Origin of the sequence: Thermobacillus sp. (assembly GCF_003390775.1) — a bacterium.
In the GTDB taxonomy this organism is placed as follows: domain Bacteria; phylum Bacillota; class Bacilli; order Paenibacillales; family Paenibacillaceae; genus Thermobacillus; species Thermobacillus xylanilyticus.
Map to the genome: position 1 here is coordinate 76,565 of NZ_QEWA01000029.1, position 15,566 is coordinate 92,130.

16 protein-coding genes are annotated in these 15,566 nt (G+C 60.4%); 15 read left to right on the top strand and 1 reads right to left on the bottom strand.

The window, feature by feature from the left end; all coding sequences use genetic code 11:
• Nucleotides 1-9: 9 nt before the first annotated feature.
• The 5 genes from C6W55_RS04600 to pgsA all read left to right on the top strand — a co-directional run bounded on the left by C6W55_RS04600 (nt 10) and on the right by pgsA (nt 3,815).
• On the top strand, nt 10-921 hold the full coding sequence (locus C6W55_RS04600) for a helix-turn-helix domain-containing protein (RefSeq protein WP_286891703.1): 912 nt from the start codon (nt 10-12) through the stop codon (nt 919-921).
• An 83-nt stretch (nt 922-1,004) separates the two neighbouring features.
• Nucleotides 1,005-1,166, top strand: coding sequence for a hypothetical protein (locus tag C6W55_RS04605; protein ID WP_015254898.1), 162 nt, complete (start codon nt 1,005-1,007; stop codon nt 1,164-1,166).
• Nucleotides 1,167-1,292: 126 nt separating this feature from the next.
• Nucleotides 1,293-1,787: a YajQ family cyclic di-GMP-binding protein gene (locus C6W55_RS04610; protein ID WP_015254897.1), complete on the top strand. Its 495-nt coding sequence runs from the start codon at nt 1,293-1,295 to the stop codon at nt 1,785-1,787.
• Between the two features lie 127 nt (nt 1,788-1,914).
• Nucleotides 1,915-3,243: a 30S ribosomal protein S12 methylthiotransferase RimO gene (gene rimO / locus C6W55_RS04615; protein ID WP_286891704.1), complete on the top strand. Its 1,329-nt coding sequence runs from the start codon at nt 1,915-1,917 to the stop codon at nt 3,241-3,243.
• Nucleotides 3,240-3,815 carry a CDP-diacylglycerol--glycerol-3-phosphate 3-phosphatidyltransferase gene (gene pgsA, locus C6W55_RS04620; RefSeq protein ID WP_015254895.1) on the top strand — a complete coding sequence of 192 codons (576 nt, stop codon included), beginning with the start codon at nt 3,240-3,242 and terminating at the stop codon, nt 3,813-3,815. The genes rimO and pgsA overlap by 4 nt, the downstream gene beginning before the upstream one ends.
• 60 nt (nt 3,816-3,875) lie before the next feature.
• On the opposite strand, the gene C6W55_RS04625 is transcribed toward pgsA, so the two are convergent.
• Nucleotides 3,876-4,004, bottom strand: coding sequence for a hypothetical protein (locus C6W55_RS04625; RefSeq protein WP_269724202.1), 129 nt, complete (start codon nt 4,002-4,004; stop codon nt 3,876-3,878).
• Nucleotides 4,005-4,467: 463 nt separating this feature from the next.
• Between C6W55_RS04625 and C6W55_RS04630 the strand changes: the two genes are divergently transcribed.
• From C6W55_RS04630 to pduL, 10 genes are all read left to right on the top strand, one after another.
• A complete protein-coding gene (locus tag C6W55_RS04630; RefSeq protein ID WP_286891705.1) occupies nt 4,468-5,727 on the top strand; it encodes a competence/damage-inducible protein A in 1,260 nt (419 codons plus the stop codon).
• Between the two features lie 207 nt (nt 5,728-5,934).
• Nucleotides 5,935-6,993: a recombinase RecA gene (recA, locus tag C6W55_RS04635; protein WP_015254893.1), complete on the top strand. Its 1,059-nt coding sequence runs from the start codon at nt 5,935-5,937 to the stop codon at nt 6,991-6,993.
• Between the two features lie 109 nt (nt 6,994-7,102).
• Nucleotides 7,103-7,768, top strand: a complete 666-nt coding sequence (locus tag C6W55_RS04640) for a regulatory protein RecX (RefSeq protein WP_015254892.1) — start codon at nt 7,103-7,105, stop codon at nt 7,766-7,768.
• 202 nt (nt 7,769-7,970) lie between these two features.
• Nucleotides 7,971-9,518, top strand: coding sequence for a ribonuclease Y (rny, locus tag C6W55_RS04645; protein WP_015254891.1), 1,548 nt, complete (start codon nt 7,971-7,973; stop codon nt 9,516-9,518).
• A 61-nt stretch (nt 9,519-9,579) separates the two neighbouring features.
• Nucleotides 9,580-10,377 (top strand): TIGR00282 family metallophosphoesterase, encoded by a 798-nt coding sequence (locus C6W55_RS04650; protein ID WP_015254890.1) that lies wholly within the window; start codon nt 9,580-9,582, stop codon nt 10,375-10,377.
• A gap of 154 nt (nt 10,378-10,531) precedes the next feature.
• On the top strand, nt 10,532-10,792 hold the full coding sequence (locus C6W55_RS04655) for a stage V sporulation protein S (protein ID WP_015254889.1): 261 nt from the start codon (nt 10,532-10,534) through the stop codon (nt 10,790-10,792).
• Between the two features lie 162 nt (nt 10,793-10,954).
• Nucleotides 10,955-11,896 (top strand): dipeptidase, encoded by a 942-nt coding sequence (locus C6W55_RS04660; protein ID WP_015254888.1) that lies wholly within the window; start codon nt 10,955-10,957, stop codon nt 11,894-11,896.
• 188 nt (nt 11,897-12,084) lie between these two features.
• Nucleotides 12,085-13,818 carry a 2-oxoacid:acceptor oxidoreductase subunit alpha gene (locus C6W55_RS04665; protein WP_015254887.1) on the top strand — a complete coding sequence of 578 codons (1,734 nt, stop codon included), beginning with the start codon at nt 12,085-12,087 and terminating at the stop codon, nt 13,816-13,818.
• Nucleotides 13,819-13,821: 3 nt separating this feature from the next.
• On the top strand, nt 13,822-14,688 hold the full coding sequence (locus C6W55_RS04670; RefSeq protein ID WP_015254886.1) for a 2-oxoacid:ferredoxin oxidoreductase subunit beta: 867 nt from the start codon (nt 13,822-13,824) through the stop codon (nt 14,686-14,688).
• 142 nt (nt 14,689-14,830) lie between these two features.
• Nucleotides 14,831-15,400 carry a phosphate propanoyltransferase gene (gene pduL / locus C6W55_RS04675; protein WP_015254885.1) on the top strand — a complete coding sequence of 190 codons (570 nt, stop codon included), beginning with the start codon at nt 14,831-14,833 and terminating at the stop codon, nt 15,398-15,400.
• The last annotated feature ends 166 nt before the right edge of the window (nt 15,401-15,566 follow it).

A 15,566-nucleotide genomic window follows, 5' to 3' on the forward strand; every position in this document is an offset into this window, starting at 1 on the left:
GTGTGCAAGTTGTCTGAACTGGGCAAACTGCTCCGCAAAGCCCGCGAGGAGCGAGGCTACTCGCTGGATGACGTGCAGGACATCACCAAGATTCGGAAACGTTATCTCGAAGCGATCGAAGAAGGCGACTACAAGGTTTTGCCCGGCACATTCTACGCCCGCGCTTTCGTCAAGAACTATGCGGAGACGGTCGGCCTTGATGCAGAAGAAGTGTTTCGCCTCTATCAGCGGGAGCTTCCGGAGCCGGCGGCGGAGGCGGCGGTTGAGCAGCTGATCGTCAAGCCTCGGCGCGCTTCGGTCCGTTCGTCGGACCGGTGGAGCAAATGGGGATTTCGCGTGCTCATGTGGTCGTTCCTGCTGCTCATCGCGGCAGTCATTTACACCTACGTGGTGAACCAGCAGGACGGAAGCGACAAGAAAACGGTGGACAATGAAACGCCGATTACCGACAACATCGACTCGGGAACAGGCGAGGCGGAAAATCCGTCAGACTCGACGGGGGGACAGGAGGACGTCACGGGAGCAAACGGTGAGACGGGATCGGACACACCGGTCATTCCGGATGAGCCGGAAGTCCAGCAGACGACGCTCACCTTCCTTGAGAAATCCGGAAGTGTCGAACGGTATGCGGTAACGCCCGGCGACACCCATCGCTACGAGGTGGAAGTGGCGGACGGCAAACGAAGCTGGGTTGAAATCCGGACAGGCAGCCGGACCGGCGAGAAGATTCACTATAAGGAAGAGAAAGGTCCCGTCGTCATTTCGTACGAGCTCTCGGGACCGGTGTTCCTGAACATCGGCTCGACGCGAAGCGTCGAAATCCGGATCGACGGCGTCGTGCTGCCGGACGGCGACGACAACGTCCGGCGGTTTCTCATCGAACCGGAGACGGAAGGCGCGGCCGGCATTCCGGGGGCGTGAGCCGCGCAACGTGCATAATTTATGCGGTGTCCGGGCACACTGACGACATCAGACGTCAATCCATACGAAATGAGGCAGATCTCATGTCCACAAGCTGGATCGTCACCGGACTCGGCGTTGTCGTCAGCTTGCTCGGCTGGTATCTCATTCCGAACGCATGGGGATACGGCATCCTCGGATTCGGACTTGCCCATATCGTGCTCGGCATTCTCGACATGTTCAGAAGCCCGGCGCGCGAACGTTAGGCCCGCCGGCACAGCAGCGAAAATTGGCCGCCCGGCTGCAAACCGCAGCCGGGCGGCTTCCGTCTTGTCTTGCAACGTGGTATGCTGTTAAGCAGATACCGGAACAAGATGGAAGGAGTGCGGCCGATGGCTTCGGAGGCATCGTTCGATATCGTCTCGAAGGTGGACATGCAGGAGCTCACCAACGCCGTCCGGCAGGCGGAGAAGGAAATCGAGACCCGCTTTGACTTCAAGGGCTCGAAGAGCAGCATCACGATCGAGAAAGACGAGCTCGTCGTCGTATCGGATGACGAATACAAGCTGAAGAGCGTCATCGATATTTTGCAGGGCAAGATGGTAAAGCGCGGCGTGCCGATCCGCAATCTGGAATACGGCAAGATCGAGCCGGCCGCCCTCGGCACCGTCCGGCAGCGAATCAGGCTGAAACAGGGAATAGACCAGGATGCGGCGAAGAAGATCAATACGATGATCCGCGATTCGAAGCTGAAGGTGAAAAGCCAGATCCAGGGCGATCAGATCCGCGTCTCGGGCAAGAGCCGCGACGATCTGCAAGCGGTCATCCGCATGCTGAAAGCCGCTGATGTCGGCGTAGAACTCCAGTTCACCAACTATCGCTCCTGATGCCAGGTCAAGCCCGTCCGGCCGCGCCAGCAAGCGGCGGTGACGGGTTTTGCCGCTTTTGACAGCCGTTTTATCGGTATATTATACTGAATTGGACAGCCTACGGGTACGGTATGGAGGATGCTGCATGAGAGAGAAAGTGAGCGTTGTCACGCTCGGCTGCGACAAAAACCTCGTCGATTCGGAGATTATGTCCGGCCTGGTGCATGAGCGCGGTTATGAACTGGTCGACCGTCCGGAAGACGCGACGGTCGTTATCGTGAATACATGCGGTTTCATCGACGCGGCGAAGGAAGAATCGGTGAATACGATTCTGGAACTGGCCGAACTGAAGGAGACGGGAAGGCTGAAGGCGCTCATCGTTTCGGGCTGCCTGACGCAGCGGTACAAGGAAGAATTGATGAAAGAGATGCCCGAGATCGACGGCATCGTCGGGACGGGCGATTTCCATCATATCGCCGATATCGTGGCCGATGCGCTCGGCGGGAAGAAGCCGGTGCGGGTGGGGCACCCGGCCTTCGACTACGACCAGGCGCTGCCGCGCCGGGTCATGACGCCGCGCTATACCGCATATGTGAAAATTGCGGAGGGCTGCGACAACGCCTGCACGTTCTGCAGCATTCCGCTGATGCGCGGCAAGTTCCGCAGCCGCTCGATCGAGTCGATCGTCCGTGAAGTCGAGTCGCTCGCGGCCCAGGGCGTGAAGGAAATCTGCCTCATCGCCCAGGATTCCACCAATTACGGCACTGATCTGTACGGAACGTTCAAGCTGCCCGAATTGCTGAACCGCGTCAGCGAAGTCGAAGGCATCGCCTGGGTTCGGCTCCATTACGCCTATCCCGGGTTTTTCACGGATGAGCTGATCGAGACGTTCGCTTCCAATCCGAAAATCTGCAACTACTTCGACATTCCGCTGCAGCACAGCGAGGATCTCATTCTGAAGCGGATGCGCAGGCCCGGACGGCAGCGCGACGCCCGCGAGCTGATCGCGAAGATCCGCGCGCGAATGCCGGACGCCGCGATTCGCACGTCGCTCATCGTGGGCTTCCCGGGCGAGACGGAGGAAGATTTCGAGCGGCTGTGCGATTTCGTCCGCGAGATGAAGTTCGACCGGCTCGGCGTGTTCACTTACTCGAAGGAAGAGGATACGCCGGCGGCAAGACTGCCGGATCATGTTCCGGATGACGTGAAGGAATACCGGGCGGCGGCGCTGATGGAAGTGCAGCGCGAAGTGTCGAAGGAGACCGCCGCCAAGCGGATCGGGCAAGTGATCGACGTGCTGGTCGAAAGATACGACGGGCGGAGCGACGTCTACGTCGGCCGCTCCCCTTACGACGCGCCGGAGGTGGACGGCGAAGTGTTTATCACCGGATGCCGTCCGGAGATCGGTTCGATTCAGCGCGTGCGCATCACGCATGCTTTCGAGTTTGACCTGTCGGGGGAGGGAGTGGTGTGAATCTCGCCAACCGCATTACGCTGGCCCGCATCTTCCTGGTCCCGATCATCATGTTCTTCCTGCTCGCCCGAATCGATTTCGAGCCGATCGCGTTCGAGAACTTTTCGATCACCTACAATCAGATCGTCGCCGCACTCATCTTCATCATTGCCGCCAGCACGGACGGGCTGGACGGGTATATCGCGCGGAAGAACAAGCTGGTGACGAATCTGGGAAAGCTGCTTGACCCGCTGGCGGACAAACTGCTGGTCGCGGCCGTGCTCATCTCACTGGTCGAGATGGACAAGCTCGACGCCTGGATCGCCATCGTCATCATCAGCCGCGAATTCGCCGTCACAGGCTTGCGCCAGGTCGCCCTGCTCGAAGGGAAGGTGCTCGCCGCCAGCCGCTGGGGGAAATGGAAGACCGGCGTGCAGATTACGATGATCATCGCCCTCTTGCTCAACAACTTTCCGTTCGCGCTGGTCAGCATTCCGTTCGACATCGTGATGACATGGGTGGCGGCCGTCATCACCGTCTATTCGGGCATCGACTACTTCGTCAAGAACAAAAATCTCATTCCGGTGCAATAAGTGCAGCAATGAAGGGCAGAGACTCGCGCGGGGGCTCTGCCCTTCCGCATGTTCGCAAGTTTACACCTTCGCCAGCACATCCCGCTTGAACTGCTCCAGCGCCTCGTCGGTATCGATGGAGTATCGGCACTCGAGGCCGACAAATCCGTCAGGCCGGCGATGTAAGCTTTCGCGGCACGTCTCGTCCACCAGGCTGATGAACCTTGTGCACGTCGCGACGATCCGGGCGATGCACTCCTGCTCCCTGGCGATGCGGTCCAGATCGTCGAGGTCCCACCAGGCGGAGCCCGTGAAATCCGTGTTCCCTGATCTTCTCCAGATGCCAGATGACGTCCTTGCCGGGGTAGGCGCCGATGCACAATGAAATCTTCATTCGCTTCACGTATCGAAAATTATCACCATATAAGTATGTAACGCCTATATCAGGCAAAAAATAGTGCATTTTTGCACTACATGCTTCAAGGGGATATCAACCGCTCCATGAGGCCTTTGTGGCGGGTATGTTCGTAGCGTGTGTGAGCCGCTTCATGTCCGGCAGTTGCTTTTCAAGCCCGAGACCATATAAGCTTAAGGATGAGCTGATATTCCTGTGCAAAATCGCTTGCGCCCGCCCGGCAGGGGACGGCGCTTGATTGGAAAGGAGACTTGACCGGTGAAAGCCGAAATCATCGCCGTAGGGACGGAGCTGCTGCTCGGACAGATTGTCAATACGAATGCGCAATATCTCTCGCAGGGACTCGCCGCCCTCGGCATCGACGTTTACTTCCAGACGGTCGTCGGAGACAACGCGGGCCGAATCCGGCAGGCGATCGAGACGGCGCGGGGCCGGGCGGATCTGCTCCTGTTCACGGGCGGACTCGGACCGACGCAGGACGATCTGACGAAAGACGTGCTTGCCGACTATCTGGGCCGGAAGCTGATCGTGCACGAGCCGTCCATGAAGAAGATCGAGGAGCGGCTGGCAGGCAGGCTGATGCTCATCGAAAGCAACCGGCGCCAGGCGCTCATGATCGAAGGCAGCGAGCCGCTGCCGAACGAGACGGGGCTCGCGGTCGGCAACGCGCTCACGGCGGACGGCACGCACTACGTGCTGCTTCCCGGTCCGCCCGGCGAGATGAAGCCGATGTTCGACGGACCGGCGACTGCGTGGCTGCTCCGGCAGCTCGGCGAGAGCCGTCCGCTCTATTCGATGACGCTTCGCTTCGCGGGCATCGGCGAGTCGGCGCTTGAAGATTTGCTGATCGATCTGATCAAGCGGCAGACCGACCCGACGATCGCGCCGTACGCGAAGGAGGGCGAGGTGGCGATCCGGCTTTCGACGAAAGCGGCAAGCGAAGCGGAAGCGGCGGCCAGGCTCGGCGAAACGGCGGCAGCCATCGAACGGCTGGCCGGCCGGTATCTGTATGCGAGGGAGGATGTGCCGCTGGAGCAGACGGTTGTCGATTTGCTGCGCGCTTCCGGCAAGACCGCTGCCGCCGCGGAAAGCTGCACGGGCGGGCTGCTCGCCGAGCTGCTCACCAGCGTTCCGGGCAGCAGCGAGGCGTTCGCTGGCGGCTTCGTGGTCTATACGAATGCGATGAAGCGAAATCTGCTCGGCGTGCCGGCCGATCTGCTCGAAGGACCGGACGCGCCGGGCGCGGTCAGCGCGCAGACGGCCGAGGCGATGGCCGTGCGGACGCTCGAGCGCGCCGGAAGCGACTATGCGATCGCGATCACCGGCGTCGCGGGCCCGGCGCCGTCGGAGGGGAAGCCGCCCGGCCTCGTCTATGTTGCCGTCGCCGAGCGGGGCGGCCGCACCGAAGTGCATGAGCTGAAGCTGTCGGGCGGCCGGGCCGGCATCCGTCTGCGGGCCGCCAAGCATGCGCTGTACCGGCTTTGGGAGCGGCTGAACGGAATTGTGAAAAATTCGTGAACAGGATTGCCAAGCCTTCCCTCGGCGGATATAATAGGTGTCAGTTGACGGAAGAACCGCAGCGAAGATTGCTTTGCTGCGGTTCTTTTTCTGTTTCGGGTCGGGCGCGTCACCGAAGAAAAAATGCGAATGTATGTTCGAAAAACTACTTGGCAATCGCCCGGAAATGCTTTAATATGGGATCATAACGGCAAAGGAAGTGGTATTGTGTCGGATCGCCGTGCGGCGTTGGAAATGGCTTTGCGCCAGATTGAGAAACAATTCGGCAAAGGTTCCATCATGAAGCTGGGCGAGCAGGCAGGTCTTACGGTCGAGACCGTGCCCAGCGGCTCGCTGGCGCTGGATATTGCCCTTGGTGTCGGCGGCATGCCGAGGGGACGGATCATTGAAATCTACGGGCCCGAATCGTCCGGAAAAACGACGGTCGCGCTGCATGCGATCGCCGAAGTGCAGAAGATCGGCGGCCAAGCCGCGTTCATCGACGCGGAGCATGCGCTTGACCCGCTCTATGCGAGCAAGCTCGGCGTGAACATCGACGAGCTGCTGCTTTCGCAGCCCGATACGGGCGAACAGGCGCTCGAGATCGCGGAAGCGCTCGTGCGCAGCGGCGCCATCGACATCATCGTCATCGACTCGGTTGCGGCGCTCGTGCCGAAAGCCGAGATCGAGGGCGAGATGGGCGATTCGCATGTCGGCCTCCAGGCCCGGCTCATGTCTCAGGCGCTGCGCAAGCTGTCCGGCGCGATCAGCAAATCGAAGACGATCGCGATCTTCATCAACCAGCTCCGCGAGAAAGTCGGCGTCATGTTCGGCAATCCGGAGACGACGCCGGGCGGACGCGCGCTGAAGTTCTACGCGAGCGTGCGGCTGGAAGTGCGCCGCGTCGAGACGATCAAGATGGGCAGCGAGCTCGTCGGCAACCGGACGCGCATCAAGGTCGTGAAGAACAAGGTGGCGCCGCCGTTCAAACAGGCGGAAATCGACATCATGTACGGCGAAGGCATCTCGAAGGAAGGCAGCCTGATCGACATCGGCACGGAGCTGGATATCATCCAGAAGAGCGGGGCATGGTTCTCGTTCGAAGGCGAACGGCTCGGCCAGGGCAGGGAGAACGCGAAGCAATATCTGAAGGACCGTCCCGACATCGCGGCCAAGATCGAGAAGCAAATCCGCGACGCCAGCAATCTGATCGGCGCGTCGGCAACGTCGGCCTTCGCTGCTTCGCCGGATGAGGACGACGAATTCGAAGACGATTTCGAAGCGTAAGGATACGCGGGCACCTTCTGCCAAGGTGCCCGCGTCGCTTTAAAAGAAATAAACGGGCGCGCCTTCCATTGTGGACGCGCAAGCCGTTTTTGCTTGAGGAGGAGCGTTCATGCCGCACAAGATCCGCGCGGTCGAACGGGACGGGAAAGGCCGCTACGTCATTTACGGAGATGGGGAAGACGAGCCGCTGCTCGTCGTGCACGAGGATGTGCTGATACGCCATCGTCTGTTCAAGGGAACGGAGCTGGATGAGGAACAGCTGGCCGAAATCGGGCGCGAGGCGCACGAACAGGAAGCCTACGGGGCGGCGCTGGCGAGTCTCGGCCGGCGCAGCCGCACCCGGAAGGAACTGGCGCTGTACCTGTCGCGCCGGGGGTTCCCCGAGCAGGTCTCGAAGGCGGCGCTGGATCGGCTCGCGCGGGAAGGCTACCTTGACGACAGCCGGTATGCGCGGGAGTTCGCGCGCGTGCGGGCGGAAGGCTATTATAAAGGAAGAAATTTGATCCGGAGTGAATTATTGAGGAAAGGCATCAGCCGGGGTGAGGCGGATGCGGCGATCCGGAACCTCCATCCGGAGACGGAGCGGCGCGCGGCCGTCGAGGCGGCGCTCAAGAAATGGCCTTCGCTCCGGGGCGAATTCCGGGACCGCACGCGCAAGCTTGCGCAGTTTCTGTACCGCCGCGGATATACCGGAAGCGTCGTGCGGGAAGCCGTCCGCGCCGCGGCCGGAGACGGGGCGGCGGATGCGGAGGATGACGGCTTTTACGGGGACTGACGGCGCCCGGGCGATTGCTTGACAATTGATTTTCACAAAAGATAAAATGATTCTGTATTCCTTCTTTTTGAATCGATTTTCCTTCCAGAAATTGATTCGAACCGATCTTTTTCGACATGAACCGAAAGAAACGGTGGAACACCGGCTGAGAACCGAATACGATCCATGGCTTCGGCTTTGGTGAGAACGAGGAGGTGAGAGGATGCCTATCGAAATCTGGATCTGGCTCCCGATCGTTCTCGTTGTTGGCGCAGTATTTTTTGGCATTGGCTACTGGGTACGGAAATCGATCGCCGAAGCGAAAATCTCGAGCGCGGAGAAGGCTGCCGAGCAGATTCTGGAGAACGCACGCAAGGAAGCCGACGCGCTGAAGAAGGAGACGATTCTCGAGGCGAAAGACGAAGTACACAAACTCCGAGCCGAAGCGGAACGGGAAACACGCGAACGCCGGAATGAATTGCAGCGCCTGGAACGGCGTCTGCAGCAGAAGGAAGAGTCGCTGGACCGCAAGCTGGAAGCGCTGGAGCGCAAGGAAGAGCAAGTGGCCAACAAAGAGAAGCGAATCGAGGAAACGCAAGAACAGATTGACGCGATATATCGTCAGCAAGTTCAGGAGTTGGAGCGCATCTCCAACTTGACTTCGGAAGAGGCCAGACAGATCATTCTGTCGAATGTCGAGCAGGAAATCCGTCACGAGACGGCACAGATGATCAAAGATATCGAGCAGCAGGCCAAGGAAGAAGCGGACAAGAAGGCGAGAAACATCATCTCCCTGGCGATTCAGCGTTGCGCGGCCGACCATGTGGCCGAGACGACCGTTTCGGTCGTCGCGCTGCCGAACGAGGAGATGAAAGGCCGCATCATTGGCCGGGAAGGCCGCAACATCCGCGCGCTGGAGACGCTTACCGGCATCGATCTGATTATCGACGACACGCCGGAAGCGGTTATCCTGTCCGGGTTTGACCCGATCCGCCGCGAAATCGCGCGCACCGCGCTGGAGAAACTGGTGGCGGACGGACGCATTCACCCGGCGCGGATCGAGGAAATGGTCGAGAAATCCCGCAAGGAAATCGACGAGCGGATCCGCGAATACGGCGAACAGGCGACGTTCGAGGTCGGCGTTCACGGACTGCATCCGGATCTGATCAAGATTCTCGGACGTCTGCGCTATCGTACAAGCTATGGCCAGAACGTGCTCAAGCACTCGATCGAAGTGGCCTATCTGGCGGGTCTGATGGCCGCCGAGCTCGGCGAAGACGTCATGCTGGCCCGGCGGGCGGGACTGTTGCACGACATCGGCAAAGCGCTGGACCACGAAGTGGAAGGTTCTCATGTCGAGATCGGCGTCGAGCTGACGAAGAAGTACAAGGAACACCCTGTCGTCATCAACAGCGTCGCGTCGCACCACGGCGATACGGAAGCGACGTCCGTCATCGCGATGCTGGTCGGAGCGGCGGACGCGCTGTCCGCGGCTCGTCCCGGCGCCCGTCGCGAGACGCTCGAGACGTACATCAAGCGGCTGGAGAAGCTCGAAGCGATTACGGAATCGTTCGAAGGCGTCGAGAAATCGTACGCCATCCAGGCCGGCCGCGAAGTGCGCGTCATGGTGCAACCGGACAAGATCGACGATATCGAGGCGTTCCGGCTGGCGCGCGACATCACGAAGAAGATCGAGAGCGAACTCGATTATCCGGGACATATCAAGGTCACGGTTATCCGCGAGACGCGCGCTGTGGAATACGCGAAATGAACGACCTGAGAGCGGCTGGTACCTGCCAGCCGCTCTCTTATCCATATTGGGAGGGAAATGCATGATCGTACTCTTCATCGGCGACATCGTTGGCAGCACGGGACGCGCCGCATTGAAGCAAGTGTTGCCGTCGCTGAAGAGCAAATATCAGCCGCATCTGATCGTGGCCAACGGGGAGAACGCGGCACACGGCCGCGGCATTACGGCGGCGATCGCGCGGGAGTTCTATGAACTCGGCGTACACGCGATCACGATGGGGAACCATACGTGGGACAACAAAGATATCTTCGAATGGATCGATGACGAGCCGCGCATCGTCCGGCCGGCGAATTTTCCGCCCGGCACGCCCGGAAGAGGATCGACGGTGGTGAAGGCGAACGGCAAGACGCTCGGCATTCTCAATCTGCAAGGACGCACCTTCCTGCCGCCCCTCGACTGCCCGTTCCGGGCGGCGGATGAGCTGATCGGGAAGCTCAAGGCGCAGACGCCCTGCATTCTGGTGGACTTCCATGCGGAAGCGACTTCGGAGAAAATCGCGATGAGCTGGTATCTGGACGGACGGGCGTCGGTTGTCGTCGGCACCCATACCCACGTGCAGACGAACGACGACCGGATTCTGCCCGGCGGGACGGCTTGCCTCACCGATGTCGGCATGGTCGGCTCGCGGGACGGTGTGCTGGGGATGGAGCGGTCATCCGTCGAATACCGCTTTCTGACGCAGCTGCCTTCCCGGTTCACGGTCGACGAAGGCAAATGGCAGTTCCATGCCGTTCTGGCGGAAATTGACGACGCGACCGGCAAAGCGAAATCGATCGCGAAGATTCGTCTGACGGAGGATGAATGGCTGCTGATGCAGTAGCAAAACGGCCGCAAGGCGGCCCTTTTGCCGCCGCAAATTGTCAATCAATTCGGAACAGTGTGCAAAGTGCGTGTACAACAGCAGGAATTTTTCGACCCCTCTCGAATAAGATGAATAGTGGATTCCATCCATCATTCCCGAGGAGGTACTTTCCATGGAGGTATTAAAAGTTTCAGCAAAGTCCAATCCAAATTCTGTCGCAGGCGCGCTGGCGGGCGTATTGCGCGAACGCGGGTGCGCAGAATTGCAGGCAATCGGGGCTGGTGCGTTGAATCAGGCGATCAAGGCCGTGGCGATCGCCCGGGGATTCGTCGCGCCAAGCGGGGTGGATCTGATCTGCATTCCTGCATTCACCGACATCGTCATTGACGGGGAAGACCGCACGGCAATCAAACTGATCGTCGAGCCTCGCTGACTGCAGCAGACAAACACAACGGCATACCTTCATCCGTTGCTTGGCGAACGGAACGATCCGAAGGAACGAGATTGGAAATCCATGCAACCTGTTTACGGCCGTAAACGGGTTTTTTTTGCTGCCGAAAGGCGAGAAACCACCGAATGAAGCGGAGGGTCGGGGATGAGGGAATTTGCGGACCTGCATTGCGATGTGCTCGCCAAGCTGCTGACCGGTGAGGCGGAATCTTTTGACGGACCGGGTTCGGACGGGCTGGATGTCACCTATGGCAAGCTGACCGCTTCCGGCGCCGTCCTGCAGACGTTCGCCGTCTACCTGCCGAAGCGCGTGCCGCAGACGTTCATGTCGGTCGTCCAGGCGGTCGATCGGTTTTACCGTCAAGTCCTGACCTGCCCGCATGTGACGTTCGTCCGCTCGCAGGCCGATCTGGCCGCCTGCGGTCCCGGACGGCCGGGGGCGCTGCTGGCGCTCGAAGGCGCGGAAGGCCTCGAGGGCAGCTTCGCCGCGCTTCGCATGCTCCACCGGCTCGGACTCCGCATGCTCGGCCTGACATGGAACGACGCGAACTGGGCGGCCGACGGCGTCATGGAGCCGCGCGGCGGCGGGCTTACGCGGGCCGGGCGCGAACTGGTTAGAGCTTGCAACGAGCTGGGCATAATAGTGGACGTGTCTCATCTGTCCGAACGGGCATTCCGGGAGACAATCGAGGAGAGTGCGCGGCCGGTCATCGCTTCCCATTCCAATGCGCGATCGGTCTGCGATCATCCCCGGAATCTTCGCGATGATCAGATCAAGGCGATTATCGACGCCGGCGGGCTGATCGGCCTGACATTCGTTCCATGGTTCGTCAGCGACAGGGACGATCCCGGGCCGGAAGATTTGATTCCGCATATCGAACGCGTGCTGGAGCTCGGCGGGGAGCGCGTCCTCGCGCTTGGATCCGATTACGATGGCATTGAACGCCATATCCGGGGGCTCGACGGACCGGACGGCACGGCACGGCTGCTGGACATGCTGGCGCTTCGGTACGGTGAGGAACTGACGGAGAACATTGCGCGCGGAAACGCTTTCCGATTTTTGTCGAGCCAGCTTCCGCCGGCCTGACGCCGCTTTCCGGTTCGATCTCGGAACGATATCGATTCGTTCGAAAAGAGCTATGCGATAAAAGCTTGAAATGGCTTGCAAATGTCAACGGACAGTCATAAAATTTATTTGATCGCAGAGAAAAAAATTTTTGATCTGCGAAAGTGTTGTCGAATCATTGCGAACGATCAATTGAGGAGATGGACATTTTGATCAGTCAATTGTCTTGGAAGATCGGGGGACAACAAGGCGAAGGCGTTGAGAGCACGGACCGGATCTTCTCGACCGCGCTGAACCGTCTCGGGTACTATCTCTACGGTTACCGGCATTTCTCGTCGCGGATCAAGGGCGGACACACGAACAACAAGATCCGGATCAGCACGACGCCGAAGCGGGCGATTTCGGACGATCTCGACATCCTTGTCGCATTCGACCAGGAGACGATCGATCTGAACGCACGGGAACTGCGTCCCGGCGGCGTCATCGTGGCGGACGCCAAGTTCGATCCGAAAGTTCCGGAAGGCATTGACGCGCGGCTGTTCGCCGTGCCGATCACGGCCATCGCCGAGGAACTCGGCACGTCGCTCATGAAGAACATGGTGGCGTCCGGCGCTTCCTGGGCGCTGCTCGGTCTGCCGCTTGACGTGTTCAACAAGGCGGTGGAGGAAGAGTTCGGCCGGAAAGGTCCGGCCATCGTGGAGAAGAACATCGAAGCGGTGCGCCGCGGCGCGGCGTTCATTCTCGAGCAGGCCGGCGGCCCGCTGGAGGAATTCCGGCTGGCGCCTGCGGACGGCAAGAAGAAGCTGTTCATCATCGGCAACGAAGCGATCGGCCTTGGCGCCATCGCGGCCGGCTGCCGTCTCATGTCCGCCTATCCGATCACACCGGCTTCCGAGATTATGGAATATTTGATCAAGAAACTGCCGAAGTTCGGCGGCACGGTCGTGCAGACCGAAGACGAAATCGCCGCCGTTACGATGGCGATCGGCGCGAACTACGCCGGCGTGCGGACGATGACCGCATCGGCGGGTCCCGGCCTGTCGCTCATGATGGAGGCGATCGGCCTCGCGGGGATGACCGAAACGCCGCTCGTCATCGTCGACACGCAGCGCGGCGGCCCGTCGACCGGTCTGCCGACGAAGCAGGAGCAATCGGACCTGAACGCGATGGTATACGGCACGCACGGCGAGATTCCGAAGGTCGTCATCGCGCCGGCGACGATCGAGGACTGCTTCTACGACATGATCGAGGCGTTCAACGTTGCGGAAGAATACCAGGTGCCGGTCATCGTCATGACGGACCTGCAGCTTTCGCTCGGCAAGCAATCCTGCGAGCCGCTCGATTACAACAAGATCGAGATCAAACGGGGCAAGCTGGTATCGAACGTGCCGCCGCTTGAGGAGAACAAGCTGTTCAAGCGCTACGAGTTCACGGAAGACGGCATTTCGCCGCGCGTCCTGCCCGGCGAGAAAGGCGGCCTGCACCATGTGACGGGCGTCGAGCACGACGAGGAAGGCCGCCCGAACGAGAACGCCGTGAACCGCCGCAAGATGATGGACAAACGGCTCGGCAAGCTGAAAGGCTTGAAGATCCGCGACGCCATCCGCGTCGACGCGCCGCATGCGGCGCCGGATCTGCTCATCATCGGCATGGGCTCGACCGGCGGCACGATCGACGAAGCGCGCGAACGTCTCGCGCAGGACGGCATCACGTCCAACCATATCACGGTACGGCAGATCGCGCCGTTCCCGGCCGACGAGCTCGCGCCGTATGTGCAGGCGGCGAAGACGGTCATTGTCATCGAGAACAACGCGACCGCGCAGCTTGCGAACCAGATCAAGCTGCATGTCGGCGGCGCCGACAAGATCCGGAACGTGCTGAAGTACGACGGCACGCCGTTCCTGCCCGCCGAACTGTATCAAGCATGCAAGGAGATGAAATGACCGATGGCGACATTCAAGGATTTCCGCAACAACGTCAAGCCGAACTGGTGTCCCGGCTGCGGCGACTTCTCCGTGCAGGCTGCCATCCAGCGCGCGGCGGCGAACGTCGGCCTTGAGCCCGAGAATCTGGCCGTCATCTCCGGCATCGGCTGCTCGGGCCGGATCTCCGGCTATATCAACGCGTACGGATTCCACGGCATTCACGGCCGCGCCCTTCCGATCGCCCAGGGCGTCAAGCTCGCGAACCGGGAGCTGACGGTCATCGCGTCGGGCGGCGACGGCGACGGATTCGCCATCGGCATGGCGCATACCGTCCATGCGATCCGCCGCAATCTGGATATCACCTACATCGTCATGGACAACCAGATCTACGGCCTGACCAAGGGCCAGACGTCACCGCGCAGCGCGGTCGGCTTCAAGACGAAGTCGACGCCGCAGGGATCGATCGAGTCCCCGCTGTCGCCGCTCGAGATCGCGATGGCTGCGGGCGCGACCTTCGTCGCCCAGTCGTTCTCCAGCGACCTGAAGCAGCTCACGTCGCTGATCGAGCAGGGCATCCAGCACAAGGGGTTCGCGCTGATCAACGTGTTCAGCCCGTGCGTTACGTTCAACAAGGTGAACACCTACGACTGGTTCAAGGAGAACATCGTCAACCTCGACCAGTTCCCGGATTACGATCCGACGAACCGCGTCGCCGCGATGAACAAGATCATGGAGACAAACGGCATGCTGACCGGCCTGATCTACCGCGATACGACGCGCAAGTCGTACGAAGACCTGATTCCGGGATTCCGGGAAGAAGGTCTGTATCGGCAGGATCTGCGCCTGGATCAGTCCCAATTCGAAGAACTGGTGGCAGAATTCTACTGATGAGCCATCCGAGAGCATGCGTCCGCAGGCGGCCGCGTGCTCTTTTTTGTGTCCCGGGCCGTGATCTGCGTCACAGGATTCGCTTTGGGCCGCGGGTTACAGTAGAATGGTATGGAATATCGCTCGAAAGGATGAGTCGACCATGAAACAAGTGCCGATCGGCGTATCGGCCCGCCATATTCATTTGTCGAAGGAACATATCGCCGCCCTGTTCGGTGAAGGAGCGGAATTGACGGTGCTGAAACCCCTCAGTCAGCCCGGCCAGTTCGCGGCGAACGAGACGGTCGAAGTGATCGGACCGAAGGGCCGTTTCCCGAAGGTGCGGATTCTCGGACCGGCCCGCCCGAAGACGCAGCTCGAGATCTCGCGCACGGACGCGTTCGCGCTCGGCCTGAATCCCCCGGTCCGCGAATCGGGGGACATCGCGGGTTCGCCGGGCATCACGATCGTCGGCCCGGCCGGGCAGGTGACGGTGGAGGAAGGCGTCATCATTGCGGCGCGCCACATCCATTTCCATACGTCGGAGGCCGAAGCCTGGGGCATCGCGGACAAGCAGCTGCTGCGCGTCCGGGTCGGCGGCGAACGCGGTCTCGTCTTCGAGAACGTCATCGCACGCGTCTCGGACAGCTTCGCGCTGGACATGCACATCGACACGGACGAAGCGAACGCGGCCGGCTTGAAGACCGGCGATACGGGCGAGATTCTTGACTGACGGCCTGACGGACGAACAACCCGATTTCGGGATGCCGGGGTTAGAGTAAAATTAGCGTTGGGGTAAAGATTGGAAAAAGCGGACATAGAAAGAGAGCCTCTCCTTTGGTAGAGTGGAATTTGGCAAAAAAACACCCTCAAAGGAGGAGGCTCCTATGCAGCACTTT

What these genes read in the sequence shown, in the direction of transcription:
- C6W55_RS04660 (WP_015254888.1), top strand. Translation starts at nt 10,955, where the DNA reads ATGAGGGAATTTGCGGACCTGCATTGCGATGTGCTCGCCAAGCTGCTG.
- C6W55_RS04670 (WP_015254886.1), top strand. Translation starts at nt 13,822, where the DNA reads ATGGCGACATTCAAGGATTTCCGCAACAACGTCAAGCCGAACTGGTGT.
- C6W55_RS04650 (WP_015254890.1), top strand. Translation starts at nt 9,580, where the DNA reads ATGATCGTACTCTTCATCGGCGACATCGTTGGCAGCACGGGACGCGCC.
- C6W55_RS04610 (WP_015254897.1), top strand. Translation starts at nt 1,293, where the DNA reads ATGGCTTCGGAGGCATCGTTCGATATCGTCTCGAAGGTGGACATGCAG.
- C6W55_RS04655 (WP_015254889.1), top strand. Translation starts at nt 10,532, where the DNA reads ATGGAGGTATTAAAAGTTTCAGCAAAGTCCAATCCAAATTCTGTCGCA.
- C6W55_RS04605 (WP_015254898.1), top strand. Translation starts at nt 1,005, where the DNA reads ATGTCCACAAGCTGGATCGTCACCGGACTCGGCGTTGTCGTCAGCTTG.
- rimO (WP_286891704.1), top strand. Translation starts at nt 1,915, where the DNA reads ATGAGAGAGAAAGTGAGCGTTGTCACGCTCGGCTGCGACAAAAACCTC.
- C6W55_RS04640 (WP_015254892.1), top strand. Translation starts at nt 7,103, where the DNA reads ATGCCGCACAAGATCCGCGCGGTCGAACGGGACGGGAAAGGCCGCTAC.
- pduL (WP_015254885.1), top strand. Translation starts at nt 14,831, where the DNA reads ATGAAACAAGTGCCGATCGGCGTATCGGCCCGCCATATTCATTTGTCG.
- rny (WP_015254891.1), top strand. Translation starts at nt 7,971, where the DNA reads ATGCCTATCGAAATCTGGATCTGGCTCCCGATCGTTCTCGTTGTTGGC.